14 protein-coding genes are annotated in these 15,010 nt (G+C 45.1%); 12 read left to right on the forward strand and 2 right to left on the reverse strand.

Annotated features, from left to right (window positions below):
- Positions 1-449: 449 nt before the first annotated feature.
- The 8 genes from raiA to PHE24_04750 all read left to right on the forward strand — a co-directional run bounded on the left by raiA (position 450) and on the right by PHE24_04750 (position 7,680).
- A complete protein-coding gene (gene raiA, locus PHE24_04715; GenBank protein MDD4902410.1) occupies positions 450-770 on the forward strand; it encodes a ribosome-associated translation inhibitor RaiA in 321 nt (106 codons plus the stop codon).
- A gap of 75 nt (positions 771-845) precedes the next feature.
- The gene (secA, locus tag PHE24_04720; GenBank protein MDD4902411.1) at positions 846-3,665 is read left to right on the forward strand and encodes a preprotein translocase subunit SecA; all 2,820 of its coding nucleotides are present in this window, start codon (positions 846-848) and stop codon (positions 3,663-3,665) included.
- A gap of 287 nt (positions 3,666-3,952) precedes the next feature.
- Complete coding sequence (locus PHE24_04725; GenBank protein MDD4902412.1) at positions 3,953-4,705, forward strand: hypothetical protein; 753 nt, start codon at positions 3,953-3,955, stop codon at positions 4,703-4,705.
- Positions 4,684-5,208, forward strand: coding sequence for an AIR carboxylase family protein (locus tag PHE24_04730; GenBank protein MDD4902413.1), 525 nt, complete (start codon positions 4,684-4,686; stop codon positions 5,206-5,208). Before PHE24_04725 ends, PHE24_04730 begins: the two co-directional genes overlap by 22 nt.
- A 45-nt stretch (positions 5,209-5,253) precedes the next feature.
- Entirely contained in the window at positions 5,254-6,162 is a 909-nt protein-coding gene (locus PHE24_04735; protein MDD4902414.1) for an NAD-dependent epimerase/dehydratase family protein, read from the forward strand.
- A 5-nt stretch (positions 6,163-6,167) separates the two neighbouring features.
- Complete coding sequence (locus tag PHE24_04740) at positions 6,168-6,752, forward strand: hypothetical protein (protein MDD4902415.1); 585 nt, start codon at positions 6,168-6,170, stop codon at positions 6,750-6,752.
- On the forward strand, positions 6,733-7,185 hold the full coding sequence (locus PHE24_04745; protein ID MDD4902416.1) for a methyltransferase domain-containing protein: 453 nt from the start codon (positions 6,733-6,735) through the stop codon (positions 7,183-7,185). Before PHE24_04740 ends, PHE24_04745 begins: the two co-directional genes overlap by 20 nt.
- 96 nt (positions 7,186-7,281) lie before the next feature.
- On the forward strand, positions 7,282-7,680 hold the full coding sequence (locus PHE24_04750) for an NUDIX hydrolase (GenBank protein ID MDD4902417.1): 399 nt from the start codon (positions 7,282-7,284) through the stop codon (positions 7,678-7,680).
- Between the two features lie 66 nt (positions 7,681-7,746).
- Here the strand turns inward: PHE24_04750 and PHE24_04755 are convergent, their stop codons facing one another.
- On the reverse strand, positions 7,747-8,247 hold the full coding sequence (locus PHE24_04755) for a hypothetical protein (GenBank protein MDD4902418.1): 501 nt from the start codon (positions 8,245-8,247) through the stop codon (positions 7,747-7,749).
- A 278-nt stretch (positions 8,248-8,525) separates the two neighbouring features.
- On the opposite strand from PHE24_04755, the gene PHE24_04760 reads away from it, so the two are divergent.
- The gene (locus tag PHE24_04760) at positions 8,526-9,659 is read left to right on the forward strand and encodes a DNA recombination protein RmuC (GenBank protein MDD4902419.1); all 1,134 of its coding nucleotides are present in this window, start codon (positions 8,526-8,528) and stop codon (positions 9,657-9,659) included.
- 426 nt (positions 9,660-10,085) lie between these two features.
- On the opposite strand, the gene PHE24_04765 is transcribed toward PHE24_04760, so the two are convergent.
- Positions 10,086-10,331 carry a hypothetical protein gene (locus tag PHE24_04765; protein ID MDD4902420.1) on the reverse strand — a complete coding sequence of 82 codons (246 nt, stop codon included), beginning with the start codon at positions 10,329-10,331 and terminating at the stop codon, positions 10,086-10,088.
- 77 nt (positions 10,332-10,408) lie between these two features.
- Between PHE24_04765 and PHE24_04770 the strand changes: the two genes are divergently transcribed.
- From PHE24_04770 to PHE24_04780, 3 genes are read left to right on the forward strand one after another with little or no spacing between them, the layout of a single operon-like run.
- Positions 10,409-11,551 carry a hypothetical protein gene (locus tag PHE24_04770; protein ID MDD4902421.1) on the forward strand — a complete coding sequence of 381 codons (1,143 nt, stop codon included), beginning with the start codon at positions 10,409-10,411 and terminating at the stop codon, positions 11,549-11,551.
- A gap of 43 nt (positions 11,552-11,594) precedes the next feature.
- Positions 11,595-13,004, forward strand: coding sequence for an O-antigen ligase family protein (locus PHE24_04775; protein MDD4902422.1), 1,410 nt, complete (start codon positions 11,595-11,597; stop codon positions 13,002-13,004).
- A complete protein-coding gene (locus tag PHE24_04780; GenBank protein MDD4902423.1) occupies positions 12,997-14,793 on the forward strand; it encodes a pitrilysin family protein in 1,797 nt (598 codons plus the stop codon). Before PHE24_04775 ends, PHE24_04780 begins: the two co-directional genes overlap by 8 nt.
- Positions 14,794-15,010: the final 217 nt, after the last annotated feature.

A 15,010-nucleotide genomic window follows, 5' to 3' on the forward strand; every position in this document is an offset into this window, starting at 1 on the left:
ATGACCGTTATTGGCTGTCGCGGCTTTTGACCGGAGAAAAAATCCATACCCGGTTTTATTTCGATGAAAATCATAAGATCAGCCATTGGGAAGAATTGGATTGACATCGGTCTTTCTTTAGTTTAGGGTAGAGAAAAGCGCAAATACGATCAGATAGCTGGTTGTTAATCAGTGAATCCGGCGTGATGGCGACCGCGACCCGTAGCAGGAGAGAGGTGCTACCGGATAATTGCTCCTTTATAGCTTAAAGCGGGGCAACAGATCGCTTGCGTTTCAGGGGTGTCTTGTTTTATAGATACCCCTTTTTTAATTGACTTTTGGCCATTTTTGCCGTAAAATTTCAGCAGAATGTTAAAAAATAAAAAATAAAGAGCGAATTTGCTTTTGTTTCTAATATTACAGAATTTGATAAAAATTCTTAGATTGGGATACATTGGTAGATTCGGATTATGATTATGCAAATCCAAATCAAGGCCACCAAAATCGAGTTAACCGATGCCATCCGCGATTACGTGCAGAAAAAAGTCGATATGCTGGAAAAATATCTCGGCGATATCCCCGTGATCAATTGCCATTTCGAAGTCGGGCTCGCCGTCGGCGGCCAGCAATCGGGCGAGATCTATCGCGCGGAAATCAATTTGGATCTGAACGGAAAATTGTTAAGAGTGGAAAAAACCGAAAAGGATCTGTATAAAGCGATCGATAAAGTCAAGGATCATATGGAAAGAGAGATTATCAAGTTTAAGGAGAAATTACGGGAAGTTAAATAAAGTAAGAAGTAAAAAGTAATAAGTAATAAATAAATCGTTTTTTACTTTTAACTTTTTACTTATTACTTTTTTGTTATGAGTTTTTTGACTGCGATTTTCGGCGATCCGAACGAGAAAGTTGTTAAGGAATTGGAGCCGATCGTTGCCGAGATAAATAAATTGGAAGAAAAATACGCTAAGATGTCCGACGAAGAACTCGCCGGGCAGACTTTAGTTTTGAAAAATCGCTTGTCGGAAATCACCGGCAAACGCAGCAGTCCCGAGGCGGAGACTGCTGCGGGGCCAGATGAGATTGAAACGGCCGTGAAGCAAAAATTGGATGAAATTCTTCCCGATGCTTTCGCCGTCATGCGCGAAGCGGCCAAGAGAAAATTAAATCAGCGGCATTTTGACGTCCAGCTGATGGGAGGCATCGTTCTGCATCGCGGTCAGATCGCGGAAATGAAAACCGGCGAAGGAAAAACTTTGGTAGCGACTTTGCCGCTTTATCTTAATGCGCTTACCGGCCGCGGCGTGCAACTGGTTACCGTCAATGATTATTTGTCCCGCGTCGGCGCCGGCTGGATGGCGCCGATTTATAATTTTTTGGGACTCTCGGTCGGCGTGATCGTCAATCAAGCCTCGTTCATTTATGACGCCAATTATATCAACGAAGAAGAAAAATATGATGAGCGCCTGGCCCATTTCCGCCAAGCCGATCGCCGGGAAGCCTACGCCTGTGATATCGTTTATGGCACTAATAATGAATTCGGCTTTGATTATCTGCGCGACAACATGGTTCCGACTCTCGCGGATAAAGTCCAGCGCGGCTTGAATTACGCCATCGTCGACGAGATCGATTCGATCTTGATCGATGAAGCCCGCACGCCGCTGATCATTTCCGCGGCGGCCGAGGAATCAACCGATAAATATTTTAAATTCGCCGATCTGGTGCGCCGTTTGAAAGAGAACGAAGACTATAATGTCGATGAAAAAATGCGCGCCGTCACTTTGACTGAAGGCGGCATCGAAAAGATGGAAGGCTGGCTGGGCATCGGCAATATTTACGTGGAAAAAGGCATCGGTGAAGTTCATCATATCGAGCAGGCTTTAAAGGCGGAAGTGATCTTCCATCGCGAAAAAGATTATGTCGTCAAGGACGGCGAAGTTCTAATCGTCGATGAATTTACCGGCCGCTTGATGCCGGGCCGCCGCTATAGCGAAGGCTTGCATCAGGCGATCGAAGCCAAGGAAGGCGTGGCGATCCAGCGCGAATCGCAGACTTTGGCGACCATCACTTTTCAGAATTATTTCCGCATGTATAAAAAACTCGCCGGTATGACCGGTACGGCCGTGACCGAAGCGGAAGAATTCGCCAAAATTTATAAATTAGAGGTAGTCATTGTTCCCACCAATAAAGTGATGATCACAAAAGACCTGAACGATCTGGTCTATAAAACCGAGCTGGGAAAATTTCAGGCGGTGATCAGGGATATTAAAGAGAGGCATTCGCTGGGCCAGCCGATTTTGGTCGGTACGATCTCAATCGAGAAAAACGAACTGCTGTCCGAACTGATGCGCCGCGAAGGCTTGCAGCCGGAATTTTTGAATGCCAAAAACCATGAACGGGAAGCGCGCATCATTTCCCAGGCCGGTAAACTCGGCTCGATCACGGTGGCGACCAATATGGCCGGCCGCGGCGTCGATATTATTTTGGGCGGACAGATGGAAAAGGATCTGACCCCGGAACAGCTCGCGGCCCGGAAAGAGGAAGCTGACAAGGTTAAAGCTTTGGGCGGCCTATACGTGATCGGCACCGAGCGCCACGAGGCGCGGCGCATCGATAATCAGCTGCGCGGCCGCGCCGGGCGCCAGGGCGATGAGGGCATGTCGCGGTTTTATCTTTCCTGCGAAGACGATTTGATGCGCATTTTCGGCGGCGACCGGATGAAAAAACTGATGACGACTTTAAGATTGCCCGAGGATATGCCGATCGAGAACCGGATGATCACCGGTTCGATCGAGACGGCGCAGAAAAAAGTGGAAGCCAACAATTTCGACATGCGCAAACATCTGGTGGAATACGACGACGTGATCAACAAGCATCGCGAAACGATCTATCGCCGCCGCGACGAAATTCTGGCCACCGCGGAAAATGAACCGGAAAAATTATCGAAAATAATTTTGGCAATGGTGGAAGAAGAAATTGAACAAGTGGTTTCTTTCCATACCGCCGCCGAGGATATCAAAACTTGGAATATCAATGAGATTTATGAGGTGGTGAACTCGATCTTCCCGGTTCAGAGCGAGCTGAAAGCTGATCTTACCGGCATTGCCGATGAGACGAAAAGATTGGAAAAGGCGATGGTGCGGACGAAGATTATCGAGCATCTGGTCGGGCTGAGCGGCGAGCGTTACGGCAAAATGGAAAAAGATTATGCGGATGCCGGTTTGGATTGGCGCGATATCGAGAAAAATATTTTATTGCGTTCGATCGATTCGCTCTGGGTCGATCATCTTGATTCGATGGATTATATGCGGCGGGGGATCGGTTTGCGCGGCTACGGCCAGCGCGATCCGCTGGTGGAATATAAGAAAGAAGCTTATCGGATGTTCTCGGAACTGAATAATCTGATCCAGAAAGAAGTGGTCTATGGAATTTATAAATTCGGCTCGGCGCAAGGCCTCTCGGCTTTGGGTTTTTCCGCGCCGAATCTGTTGCAGCGGGCGCGGACTTTTTCCGCTCCGGCCAAAACCGCCGAAGCCTCCGCTGATGGCCGCAGCGCCTTTGACAATGTCAAACAAAAAGTACTCAATGCCGCCGGCGAAAAAGTCGGACGAAATGATCCGTGTCCGTGCGGAGCGAAAAAATCAGACGGCTCGCCGGTCAAATATAAAAATTGTTGCGGCAGATAACTTGAGTTTTGTATAAAGCGAGCGGAGTCCCCCGAAGCTCCGCCGCGGAGCGAAGGGGGATGGATCAGGTAAGAAATATAAGAAATGTTGCGGAAAATAGAAGTAAGAAGTTAGAAGTGCGAAGTAAGAAATTTTTTTGTCATCCTGAACGGAGCGAAGCGGAGTGAAAGATCTATTATCCGAGAGGTTCGCATATTAATTTTAAAAATTTTTTTCGAGAAAATCCGCACTTACCGAAAAATAGATCCTTCGCGACACGCTCAGGATGACAAAATGAATTAAATGCCATGGAAAATAAGTCGGATAAAAAAATATTTTTTCGCAATATTAATGACCAGAAGGTGTTGCATTCTATCGTTGATATTATTCCCCGCGGTACCAGGGTTTATTTGTATGGTGGCGCGGCACGCAATGCCCTGTATCATAAATTATTCGGTAAATGGTTACCGCAACGCGATTATGATTTAGTGGTGATTGGCGATTATAAAAAATTTATCAAAAAATTAAAAACTATCGGATTTATTTCGGGGAAGAAATCAAAAGTTTTTGGGAAAATGGTTTTAAAAAAACCGTTGGTCAAAAAGCCGCGAACCCTTAATGATTGTTTGTGGATCGATATGGTGCTTCGCGAACATGGGCAGATCTTAAGTCTTTTAAAAAAGCGGGCAAATTTTACCATCAATGGAATAGCTCTGCCCATTGTCCAGGCTTTTCAAAGTGATTGGCAGAAGCATATTGTTGCCGTACCGCATGCCCTGGCCGATCTTAGAGATAAAAAGTTGCGAACCCAAGTTATCCATCCGATCGATATCTACGCCGTGATTCGCTTTGTTTCCCTTGGTTTCAGGGCGCCGACTAAGATTGAGATTAAACAAATTTTGGATAAGTTAAAAAATATTGAACGCTGGCGGTTTGAACGGGACGCTAAAAAAGTAATTAATTACGTCGGTAGCAAAGAAAAAGTTTTAAAAATTGCCAAAAAATTGGGAATAAAAATAAATATTCTTAATTATGAAAATTGTTCACGCCAATCAGAGTAAAAAATTTTAAAATAGCAGCATCAAGAAACAGATTAAACAGTATGGTGAGAATTATTATCGGAAGTAAAAACGACAAACAATACTTGAATGAAATCGAAGAGATTTTCAATAGTCTTGATGTGCCTTATATGATCCAGGTAAATTCTTGCCACAGAAATTTGCGAGGATTAATAAAATTGCTTAACAGCATACGGTCGGGTAAGAAAAAAACAGATGTAATTATCGCGCTTGCTAATTCAGCGGCGAATTTGCCCGCGGTCATAGCCGGGTATTTAAAAATTTCGGCAATTCCCGTTATTGGCGTCGGACTAAGCGGAAAACGCATTGGCGGCGCGGATAGTTTGCTTTCCATAGCAACGATTCCCCGTAATGTCCCGTTATTAAATACCGGCATTGATGAAGTGGGGATGTATAATGCGGCATTAGCATGTTTGAATCTGCTCGCAATGCGAGATAAAAATTTAGCAAAGAGAGCCGCAATATTTTTCAACGGAGTAAAATAAATTGTGATATTTAAAAATAATAATAAAATCATCAAAAATTAATTTATGAGTAAAAAAGCCGTGGTGACCGGCGGGGCCGGATTCATCGGATCCAATTTGGTCGACGCGCTCGTCGAACGCGGGTTTGACGTCCAGGTCATCGACAATCTTGTCGCCGGAAAAAGAGAATACGTCAATTCCCGGGCGACTCTGCATGTTTTAGATATTACCGAGCAGGAATTGATCAAGCCGATCTTCAAGGATGCGGAATATGTTTTTCATTTGGCCGCTTTGCCGCGAGTCCAATATTCCATCGAGCATCCGCGGGAAACGAATAAAGTCAATGTTGAAGGCACGATCAACGTGTTGCTCGCCGCTGCCGAGGCAGGAGTTAAAAAATTGGTTTATTCGGCTTCCAGCTCGGCTTACGGCGATCAGATCAAAATGCCCTTAACGGAAGACATGGCGGCTTTGCCGAAAAGTCCGTACGGTCTGCAAAAATATATCGGCGAACTTTATTGCCGCCTTTGGAGCGAGGTTTATAATCTGCCTACTGTTTCCTTGCGCTATTTTAACGTTTACGGACCGCACGAAGATCCGGAAGGCGCTTACGCTTTGGTGATCGCCAAATTTTTGCGCCAGTGGCAGAACGGCGAGGCTATGACTATAACCGGCGACGGCGAACAAACCCGCGATTTCACTCATGTGCGCGATATTGTCCGGGCTAATATCCTGGCGGCCGAAAGCGAGAAAGTCGGCCTGGGCGAAGTGATCAATATCGGCGCCGGCCATAATCATTCGGTCAACGAGATTGCCGCTTTGATCGGCGGGCCAACGGTCAATATTCCGGCGCGCTTGGAGCCGCGGGACAGCTTGGCCGATACCTCCAAGGCCCGCGAACTTTTGGGCTGGGAGCCGCAGGAAGATCTGGCCGCGGCCATTACCGAACTTAAAATTTTACTTGGGATAAAATAATTTTTATGAAACCTTTTTCCGATAATATAATTTTTTTTGATTCGGAGTTTTCTTCTTTCGATACGAAAAGAGGGGAGCTTTTGTCAATCGGGATGGTGAAGATGAACGGCGAAGAATTGTATTTGGAATTGGAATCAGCCGCGGAACCGGATGAATGGGTGAAGGAGAATGTTTTGCCTAAATTGTCCGGCGAAAAAATAAGTCTGGCCGAGGCGGTGGAAAGAATAAAAAAATTCGCCGGCTCCAGTACGCCATTCCTGCTTTCTTACATTGATAATTACGATGCCGTCTATTTAAAGAATATCATCGGTCCGGGAAAGACCAATATTTTCCATTGGATCACGATCGATATCGCCTCGATGTTTTTCGCGTTAGGGAAAAATCCGGAAGATTTCGGCGATGCCGACCGCGACGGCACTTTTGAAAAAATGGGCATTGATTGGCATAAATACCGCGAGCATCACGCGCTCGACGACGCCAAACTCTTGCGGGAATTTTATTTGAAATTTTATTATGATAATCAAACTAAATCTCGGCTGCGGCCAAAAAAGGCTTCCTGGTTTCCTTGGGGTGGATCGGATAAAAACTGAAGCGACCGACATCATCCATGATCTGGATATCCGGCCTTACCCTTTTGCCGATAATTCAGTTGCGGAAATAATGGCTGATAATGTTTTAGAGCATGTTGCTTCTTTATTGCCGACCATGGAAGAAATTCATCGCATTCTCGAGCCGAACGGAATAATAAAGATCCGCGTGCCCTACGCCAAGAGCGACGCCGCTTTCAAGGATCCGACGCACAAAAATTTTTTCACCGAAGACACCTTTTCTTATTTTTCCGATGAGCATTATTTTTCTTTTTATTCGCGGGTCCGCTTTAAGGTGGAAAAAGTGGAATTTTACAATTATTCGGTTGATTGGCGCCATCGGTTAAGAAATTTGCTTCCCGGCAAGAAATTACTGAAAATATTTTTATTCAACATCTATGACGAGATTTATTTTGAGTTAAGGTGTTTGAAATAACAGTTTGTCATTTCCGCGTCGGCGGGAATCCAGATAGATTCATAATAGATAATTTTCTGGATCATCCTTGGTGCGGGAATGACATTGACTAATTTTATGACTAAAATTATCATTGTTTCCGGTCCGGTGATCGTGGAAAACGGCCAAGTGCTTTTGAATAAGCACGGCGACACAACTTTTTGGAAATTCTGCGGCGGACAAGTCGAGGATTTTGATCTTGACCTGGAGGAAGCCGCGGCTAGAGAAGTAAAAGAGGAAATGGGGATCGGCATAAAAGTGATCGACCATGAACCTTTTATCACTCACGCGGTCAAGGAAACTCCGGCCGGAAAACTTGATGTGATCTTGGTCCATTATTTGGCCGAGCGGATCGGAGAAATAAAACCCGGCGCGGATATCCAAAAATGGGAATGGATTCCGCTCGAAGATCTAAAAGAAGAAGAGCTCGGGCCGAACGTTATTCCGGCTTTGCGGCATTTTGGATTTTGGGAATAATTTTTTAGACAAAGAAAAAAGGAACAACCGAAGTTGTTCCTTTTTGTTACAGGTGGACTTGTTTTTTTAGTAGCCGTTGGCTATTCTCATCGCTTCAGCCGATCGTTCTGCCAATTCTTTTTTCGTTTGCTCCTGGATTTCCTTCCGGGTAGGCAGACGATGGCCGGCGTTGGCAATCCGGTCTTTCCGCATCGCGAGATACGCCTTGGCCTGAAATTCGATTTCCGCTACTTCCTTGTCGGAAATCAGCGGAACCATTTTGGCCTTGACGATTTTCGGAACCGACAAATTGACCGTGTCGGTGCGGTGGGCAATGCCGATGATGGTTGCGGTCGGCATGACATTGGCCTGACCAGCCGTGGCAATGTAAGTGCCTTCGCTGACCGATACTCCTTCTTCCTGAATCACTACGTTGTTCATGTTTTCACATTCGACTTGAATGTTGGGGGAAAGGATAATCTGCGTTTCCTGGGAAAAGACAGGGCTTAAGAACATAGCGACGAATGTTATCGCAATTGCGAGAATTCCGAGCGAATCAGTAATCTTCCCCAAAATCTTTGTAAACATATACGCCTCTTTCTTTCTGCCCTTTTTTCAAGGGCTGGTTTGGTTTATGAGGAGCAAGAATTATTTTTGATATTATCAGTATAGCATAAAATATAAAATATGTCAAGAGTATTAGTCATATTGTGTCTAATTTTATTTAATTTTAGCCATATATTATTATAATGATTCTATATAATTTTGTAAATTATGGTGAGCCAAACAACCCTATTGCTTGCTTGATGTCAGCTTAATAAAGTGATAAAATTGAGTAATAAAACATTAATTTTTTATTAATTTATATGCAGAATTTTTTGGCAATCATCTTGCTTGTCGGTTTGGCCGTAATTATTTATTTATTGTTAAGTAAAAAAAGCGGCGGGAACGACGAAAAGATCGCCGCGATGATGGAGCGGCTGGCGAATCTGGGCGCGCAGAATGAAGAGATGCGCAAAGCGCTCGATGCCAAACTTTCCGAAGCCTATAAGACCACGCAGGACCAGTTCGGCAAGACCGCCGGTTTGATGCAGGGCGTGACCGGGCAGGCGAATAAGATGATGATGGAGATGCACGTCCAATCGCAGAAAGTTATTTCGGAAGTGTCAGAAAAATTGGCCAAGCTGGACGAGACCAATAAGCAAGTGGTCAACTTTTCCGGCCAGCTGCAGAATTTGCAGGACATTTTGAAAAATCCCAAACAGCGTGGCATCTTAGGTGAATTCTTTTTGGAAGAAACTTTGAAAAATGTTCTGCCGCCTAACGCTTATGAGATGCAATACAAATTGGGCAAAGATAAAGAGGGGAAAGCCGATCTGATCGTCGATGCGGTCGTCTTTGTCAAAGATAAGATAATTCCGATCGATTCCAAATTTTCTCTGGAAAATTATCAGAAGATCCTGGATACTTCTGACGCGGCTGAGCGGGAAAATTTGGAAAAAGTTTTCCGGCAGGATCTGAAAAATCGCATTGATGAAACTTCCAAATATATCAAGCAGGAAAAGGGGACGATGGATTTTGCCTTTATGTTCATCCCGAGCGAGGCGATTTATTATGATTTGCTGATCAATAAAGTCGGCGCGGTGAAAATAAACACGCGCGACCTGATCGAATATGCTTTCCGCGACAAGAAAGTCATTATCGTTTCGCCGACATCGTTCCTGGCTTATCTGCAAACCGTCTTGCAGGGCTTGAAGGCGATGAAGATCGAAGAGACGGCCAAGGAAATTCAGGAGAACGTCGAAAAACTCGGCCGGCATCTTGTCGCCTATGATGATTATTTCAAGAAGCTCGGCAATTCCTTGTCCACGACCGTCAATCATTACAATTCCGCCTATAAAGAATTTAAAAAAGTCGATAAAGACGTTATCCGCATCACCGGAGGCGAGTCGGATATTGAGCCGTTGGAGCTTGAGAGGCCAAAAATTAACGAGGAATGATTTTTAATTGTACTAAGAAGCCGGAGGCCCCGTCGAATGACTGGGGCGGGCGATGAATCAAAAATAGAAGTGCTTGAGTTGGAAAGACCAAAAGGAGAGGAATGAAGTAAGAAGTATGAAGTTAAAAGTAAGAAATTTTTCGACATTCTTTCTTTTTTGTCATCCTGAGGAGGAAGCCGTCGCGGCTGATGACGAAGGATCTATTTTACAGTAAGCGGGATATTTATTTTCTGAATTTAGAAACTCTAAGGTTGTAATAGAGCCAATCGATTAAAATCTTGTTCGGCGAAATTATATGTTTTTACAAAATAGATCCTTCGCGCGGCGCTCAGGATGACAAAAGGGAGGAGGACAAAAAGAAAAAAGGAAAAATAAAAACAGCCTTCGGTAAGTTGAAGGCTGTGTGGCGGATCATTGGATGATTGTTTATCCCGCGCTATGGTTCTTTTTTTCTTCGGTTTTAGTAGAGCCAAACTTCTCATCAAGTTTTTTCAGGATTTCTTTTTTGGCCATATCTAATCCATTTTCAGCATAGCAAAATCCGCTCACCAGTAAGCAGAGAATACTCCCGGCATAGTAATTAATAGGATGAACATGCATTATTCCCATGACAAGCAAAACGATAGTCGCAAGAAAGAACACGACGCCGAGGATGAGGTTTTGAGTTACCATTTTTTATCTCCTTTTTGAAATGTAAGGAACCAATTCTGTTATAATGGTATATTATCCATTTTTTATTAATTTTGTCAATGGTTAGTCAAGAAGACATTATAAAATCCCTGTTTTTTCTGGATATTTTCGATTATCCGCCGACCGCCATGGAAATCTGGCGGTTTTTGCCAGTGAAGGCGGAATTGGGGGAGTTGATGGAAAAATTCCCCTCTCGAGAGGGGTGGACCGCCGCCGCGGCGGGACGGGGTGTGTTAAGCATGAACGTGAGAAATGATGTTGGTGCACAATCAGCCGTAACACACCCCGCCTCGCAGGGCTCGGCACCCCTCTCGAGAGGGGATGCCCACCCCGTCCGCCCAGGGCGGACACCCCTCCAGGGAGGGGAATATTCTGGTTTTTATTTTTTGCCCGGAAGAGAGGAGTTAATCGAAAAGAGAAGGGAATTTTTTTATTTGAGCGAGAAGAAATTTAAGATCGCCAAGCGGGCCGCCTGGCTGCTGCATTTTATCCCGAGCGTGAAGATGGTGGCGGTCTGCAATAATTTTTATTATCGCCCGGAATCGGACATTGATTTTTTCATCATTACCAGTCCAAAAAGGCTTTGGCTTACTCGTTTTTTCGCTACATTAATTTTAGATCTATTTCATCGGCGAGCCCGCGGCAAAAAAACCGCCGATCGAGTTTGTTTAAGTTTTTATCTTAGTGAAGATAATTTAAATCTGGAAAATATCGCCTTAAAGCCCGCAAAATATTGCGGGCCTACGGACATGGCCGACCCGTATTTTTATTATTGGCTGGGTTTTTTGGAGCCGATCTACGGCGAAGATTGTTATAATAAATTCTGGCAGGCCAATTCCTGGTTAAAAAATATTTTTCCCAATATTTTGCCGAAGCAGCCGGTGCTGCGATGGCGAATTAACAGCGATAATGATTTAACGATCATAACACACCCCGTCGCGTCAGGGACGCGCCACCCCTCTCGAGAGGGGACTGACTGGCTTGAAAAAATCGCCAAAAAAATCCAATGGTGGAAAATTTCGCCTTTAGTCAAAAAAATGGCGGCGCTGGGCGATACGCGCGTGGTTATCAATGATCGGATGTTAAAATTCCACGAGAATGATCGGCGCGAATTTTTCAGAGAAGAATTAAGAAAGCCTGCCCGCGGATGCGGGACGCGGCCAGGGAAGAGAGAAGAAATAAACTTAATTCTTAAATCTTAATTCATAATTCCAATTTTTTGAAATGTTTCAAAAGTTACAAAAAATGATTGAATATGGATTGTATGCCTTGGTTTTCCTCTTGCCTTGGCAGACGAAGCTGATCTTACGGCAAGGAAATCTGGGCGGCGGCGATTGGGAATACGGGACGATCGCTTTGTATGGGACGGATATTTTATTGATCGGTTTATTGATTTTATTTCTTATTTCATATTGGCAGAAAAAAAGTTCAGGCGATAATAAGGGGGCTGTTGTGGAACCCGCGATAACCCACCCCGTCGCCGCGGCGGCGCCACCCCTCCCGGGGAGGGGAATTATTATTATTTTGTCCGGACTGGATTTGTTCCTTTTTCTTTCGATATTTTTTGCGCCGGATACTATTTTGGCGGCTTATCGCTATGTTTTGTTTTTGCTGGGATTGGGTTTGTTTTGGCTGATCATCAAAGCCGAATACAGCCGAACCAAATTAGCCATCGCTTTTTTTTCGAGCCTGATAATCCAGGGGGGGCTGGCAATCGGGCAGTTTTTGCTGCAGAATACTTTTGCTTTTAAATGGCTCGGGCTGGCTATCCATTATTCCAGCGATCTAGGAGTTTCGGTGATTGAAACCCTCGACGCGCGCGGCATTCCCGAGCGCTGGCTCCGCGCTTACGGCTCGCTGGATCACCCGAATATTCTCGGCGGGCTTTTGGCGATAGGACTGACAATTTTGGTCTGCATTTATTTACAAAGTTACTTTGAAAAAAACAAAATTACAAATTACCCTGGCCGCGCACCGTGGCCACGGGCAGGCAAATTAAAAATTATAAATTTTTTTACTTTTTACTTTTTACTTTTTACTTTATTTGCCGCTTTGATTTTCACTTTTTCCCGTTCGGCGGCGCTGGCTTTGGCGGTTGGCCTGATTTTATCGGTCATTTTTTATCTGTTTAAAAAGGATCGGCCGGCGTTAAAGCGGTTGGGATTAATAGCGGTTATGGCGGCTGTTTTGTTTGGCATCATTTTTTTCAATTATCAGGATTTATTCATCACCCGCGCTCAAGACACGTCTCGGCTGGAACTTAAATCAATTTCCGAAAGAAAAACGTATCAGGACGATTCGCTCGGTTTGATCAAAAAAAATTGGCTCTTCGGCTCAGGGATCGGCAATTATACCAAGGCGCTCGCGGAAAAAGATCCGCAGCGCAGCTGGGACAAGCTTAATCCGGTCCATAATGTTTTTCTGCTGGTCTGGTCGGAGAGCGGAATTTTCGGCCTGTTATTTTTTACGGCATTGCTGGTTTATTTATTCGTCGGCTCGTTCCGAAAAAAAATTATTCTAAACTTGTCGATACTCTCGATTTTAGTTATAATAATGATGTTCGATCATTATCTTTGGAGCCTGCATTTCGGAATTTTATTATTTTGGCTCTCGATCGGCTTTGTTTATAAAAGTTTAAATAAATATTATGGCTAAAGTTAAAATCGACAGATTGGATTTGAAAAAAAGAAAAGCCGATCTGGAGCGCGGACAGTTAGAGCAGCAAGTTCATATCCGGCTCGATAGTAAGGGTTCCCGGCAAACAGAAGCTGAAGAAGCCGAGACTTGGCAAGAATTGCGGCAAACCGAAGGAGAGCTGGGCCCCGGTGAAATTCCGCCTTCGCATTCTTTTTTGAATAAGGTTGAGGAGAAATTTTCTAAGATAAAAAAGAATGTGGCCAGTTTAAAAATGAGCAAAAAAAGAGAAGAGCCGCCGGAGCAGGCGGTGGTGATCAGAAGTTCCCAACCGGAGCAATTCGCCGACGAGCCAAAAGACGACAACGCGGTTAATTTGCGGCAAGTGCGGATCAGAAGCGGAGCGAAGGGCAGGAAGAGATCGGGGGCCAAAACCGCGAGCAAATCGTTTGAAGAAAAGATCGCCGAGCGTACCGCGCTAAGGATCAAAGCCGGGGATGGCGTGGAGATCGTCAGACCGCAGACTTTCGAAGCTGCCGCGGCCGGCGCGTATAACCGCAGCCTTTTGGATAACGGTTTGAAATTGATCACGGCGCCGATCCAGGGCACCAAGACCGTCACGGCGATGGTGATGTTCGGTACGGGCGCGAAGTACGAAAGCTTGTCGATGAGCGGGCTTTCGCATTTTCTCGAGCATCTGTTTTTTAAGGGCACGAAAAAAAGGCCCAATGCCCAAAAACTTTCCAGCGATTTGGATGCCTTGGGGTGCGAATACAACGCTTTTACCGCCAAAGAGTATACCGGATATTGGATCAAAGTCGACAGTTCCAAGATCGCCCTGGCCATGGATATTTTGTCCGATATGCTTTTAAATTCGGAATTTTCCAGCACCGAGATCAATAAAGAAAGAGGCGTGATCATCGAGGAGATCAATATGTACCATGAAAATCCGATGATGTACATTGAAGATGTTTTTGAAGCCTGTCTTTACGGCGATACGCCGGCCGGAAGAGAGATCGCCGGCACCAAGGCCAATATTCAGGCTTTTAAGCGCCAGAATTTCATGAATTATTTCACTTCACAATACGGCGCCAATTCGGCCGTACTGTGTCTGGCGGGAAATATCGATGAAAGAACGGAACGGCTGGCCGCCAGATATTTCGGCAAGATGCCCCGCTCGCCTTTTAAAGACAAGATCCGCACGGCTGACGCGCAAAGAGTACCGGCGGTCAGAATGCATTATAAGGAAGGCAACCAAGCGATCATTTCTTTGGGGGTGCGCGCTTATGACACTTATCATGAAGATAAAATAATTTTGAAAGTGCTGGCGGTTTTATTGGGCGGATCAATGAGCTCCCGGATGTTCAGCGAGTTGCGGGAAAAAAGAGGTTTGGCTTATTTTGTTCACACTACCGCCGAAACTTATACTGATACCGGTTATCTGACGACGCAGGCGGGAATTCCGGTCGGCAAACAAGATCAGGCGGTCAAGGTTATTTTGAGCGAATATAAAAAATTGCGCACTAAATTGGTCGGCAAGGAAGAATTGAAGCGCGCCAAGGATCTGATCAGAGGCCGCACCGTAATCGGTTTTGAGGCCTCGGACAATGTGGCCAACTGGTACGCGCAGCGGGAAGTACTGAAGGAAGCTTTGCTGACGCCGGAAGAATATTTCACTAAAATCGACAAGATCAAGGCTGAAGACATCCGCCGCGTCGCCAAAGACATCTTTAAGAATGAAAAATTGAATCTGGCCGTGATCGGGCCGTTCCAGGATGAAGCGGAATTTGAAAAAATAGTTAAATTTTGAACGCATAACGCCCCTTGCGTTATTCAGGTGTTCTTGTTATATTGTCATCAGCTTTATGGGGGCTCTTTTTTATATTCATAATGCAGTTTTGGCGGATAAATAGTCCGCCGCCGCTAAAGTTATGGCGGACAAAGGGCAATTAGCTCCCCGCCATGAAGGCGGGGCAAGCAGCTGGCCATCCGCCTTCACCTGATGGCTTCGGCGAGGCAAGCTGAAA

This window comes from Patescibacteria group bacterium (genome assembly GCA_028707065.1).
In the GTDB taxonomy this organism is placed as follows: domain Bacteria; phylum Patescibacteriota; class Patescibacteriia; order Patescibacteriales; family WJLG01; genus JAQTUZ01.

What these genes read in the sequence shown, in the direction of transcription:
- PHE24_04775 (MDD4902422.1), top strand. Translation starts at nt 11,595, where the DNA reads ATGATTGAATATGGATTGTATGCCTTGGTTTTCCTCTTGCCTTGGCAG.
- raiA (MDD4902410.1), top strand. Translation starts at nt 450, where the DNA reads ATGATTATGCAAATCCAAATCAAGGCCACCAAAATCGAGTTAACCGAT.
- PHE24_04750 (MDD4902417.1), top strand. Translation starts at nt 7,282, where the DNA reads ATGACTAAAATTATCATTGTTTCCGGTCCGGTGATCGTGGAAAACGGC.
- PHE24_04780 (MDD4902423.1), top strand. Translation starts at nt 12,997, where the DNA reads ATGGCTAAAGTTAAAATCGACAGATTGGATTTGAAAAAAAGAAAAGCC.
- secA (MDD4902411.1), top strand. Translation starts at nt 846, where the DNA reads ATGAGTTTTTTGACTGCGATTTTCGGCGATCCGAACGAGAAAGTTGTT.
- PHE24_04740 (MDD4902415.1), top strand. Translation starts at nt 6,168, where the DNA reads ATGAAACCTTTTTCCGATAATATAATTTTTTTTGATTCGGAGTTTTCT.
- PHE24_04735 (MDD4902414.1), top strand. Translation starts at nt 5,254, where the DNA reads ATGAGTAAAAAAGCCGTGGTGACCGGCGGGGCCGGATTCATCGGATCC.
- PHE24_04770 (MDD4902421.1), top strand. Translation starts at nt 10,409, where the DNA reads ATGGTTAGTCAAGAAGACATTATAAAATCCCTGTTTTTTCTGGATATT.
- PHE24_04760 (MDD4902419.1), top strand. Translation starts at nt 8,526, where the DNA reads ATGCAGAATTTTTTGGCAATCATCTTGCTTGTCGGTTTGGCCGTAATT.
- PHE24_04725 (MDD4902412.1), top strand. Translation starts at nt 3,953, where the DNA reads ATGGAAAATAAGTCGGATAAAAAAATATTTTTTCGCAATATTAATGAC.
- PHE24_04765 (MDD4902420.1), bottom strand. Translation starts at nt 10,331, where the DNA reads ATGGTAACTCAAAACCTCATCCTCGGCGTCGTGTTCTTTCTTGCGACT.
- PHE24_04755 (MDD4902418.1), bottom strand. Translation starts at nt 8,247, where the DNA reads ATGTTTACAAAGATTTTGGGGAAGATTACTGATTCGCTCGGAATTCTC.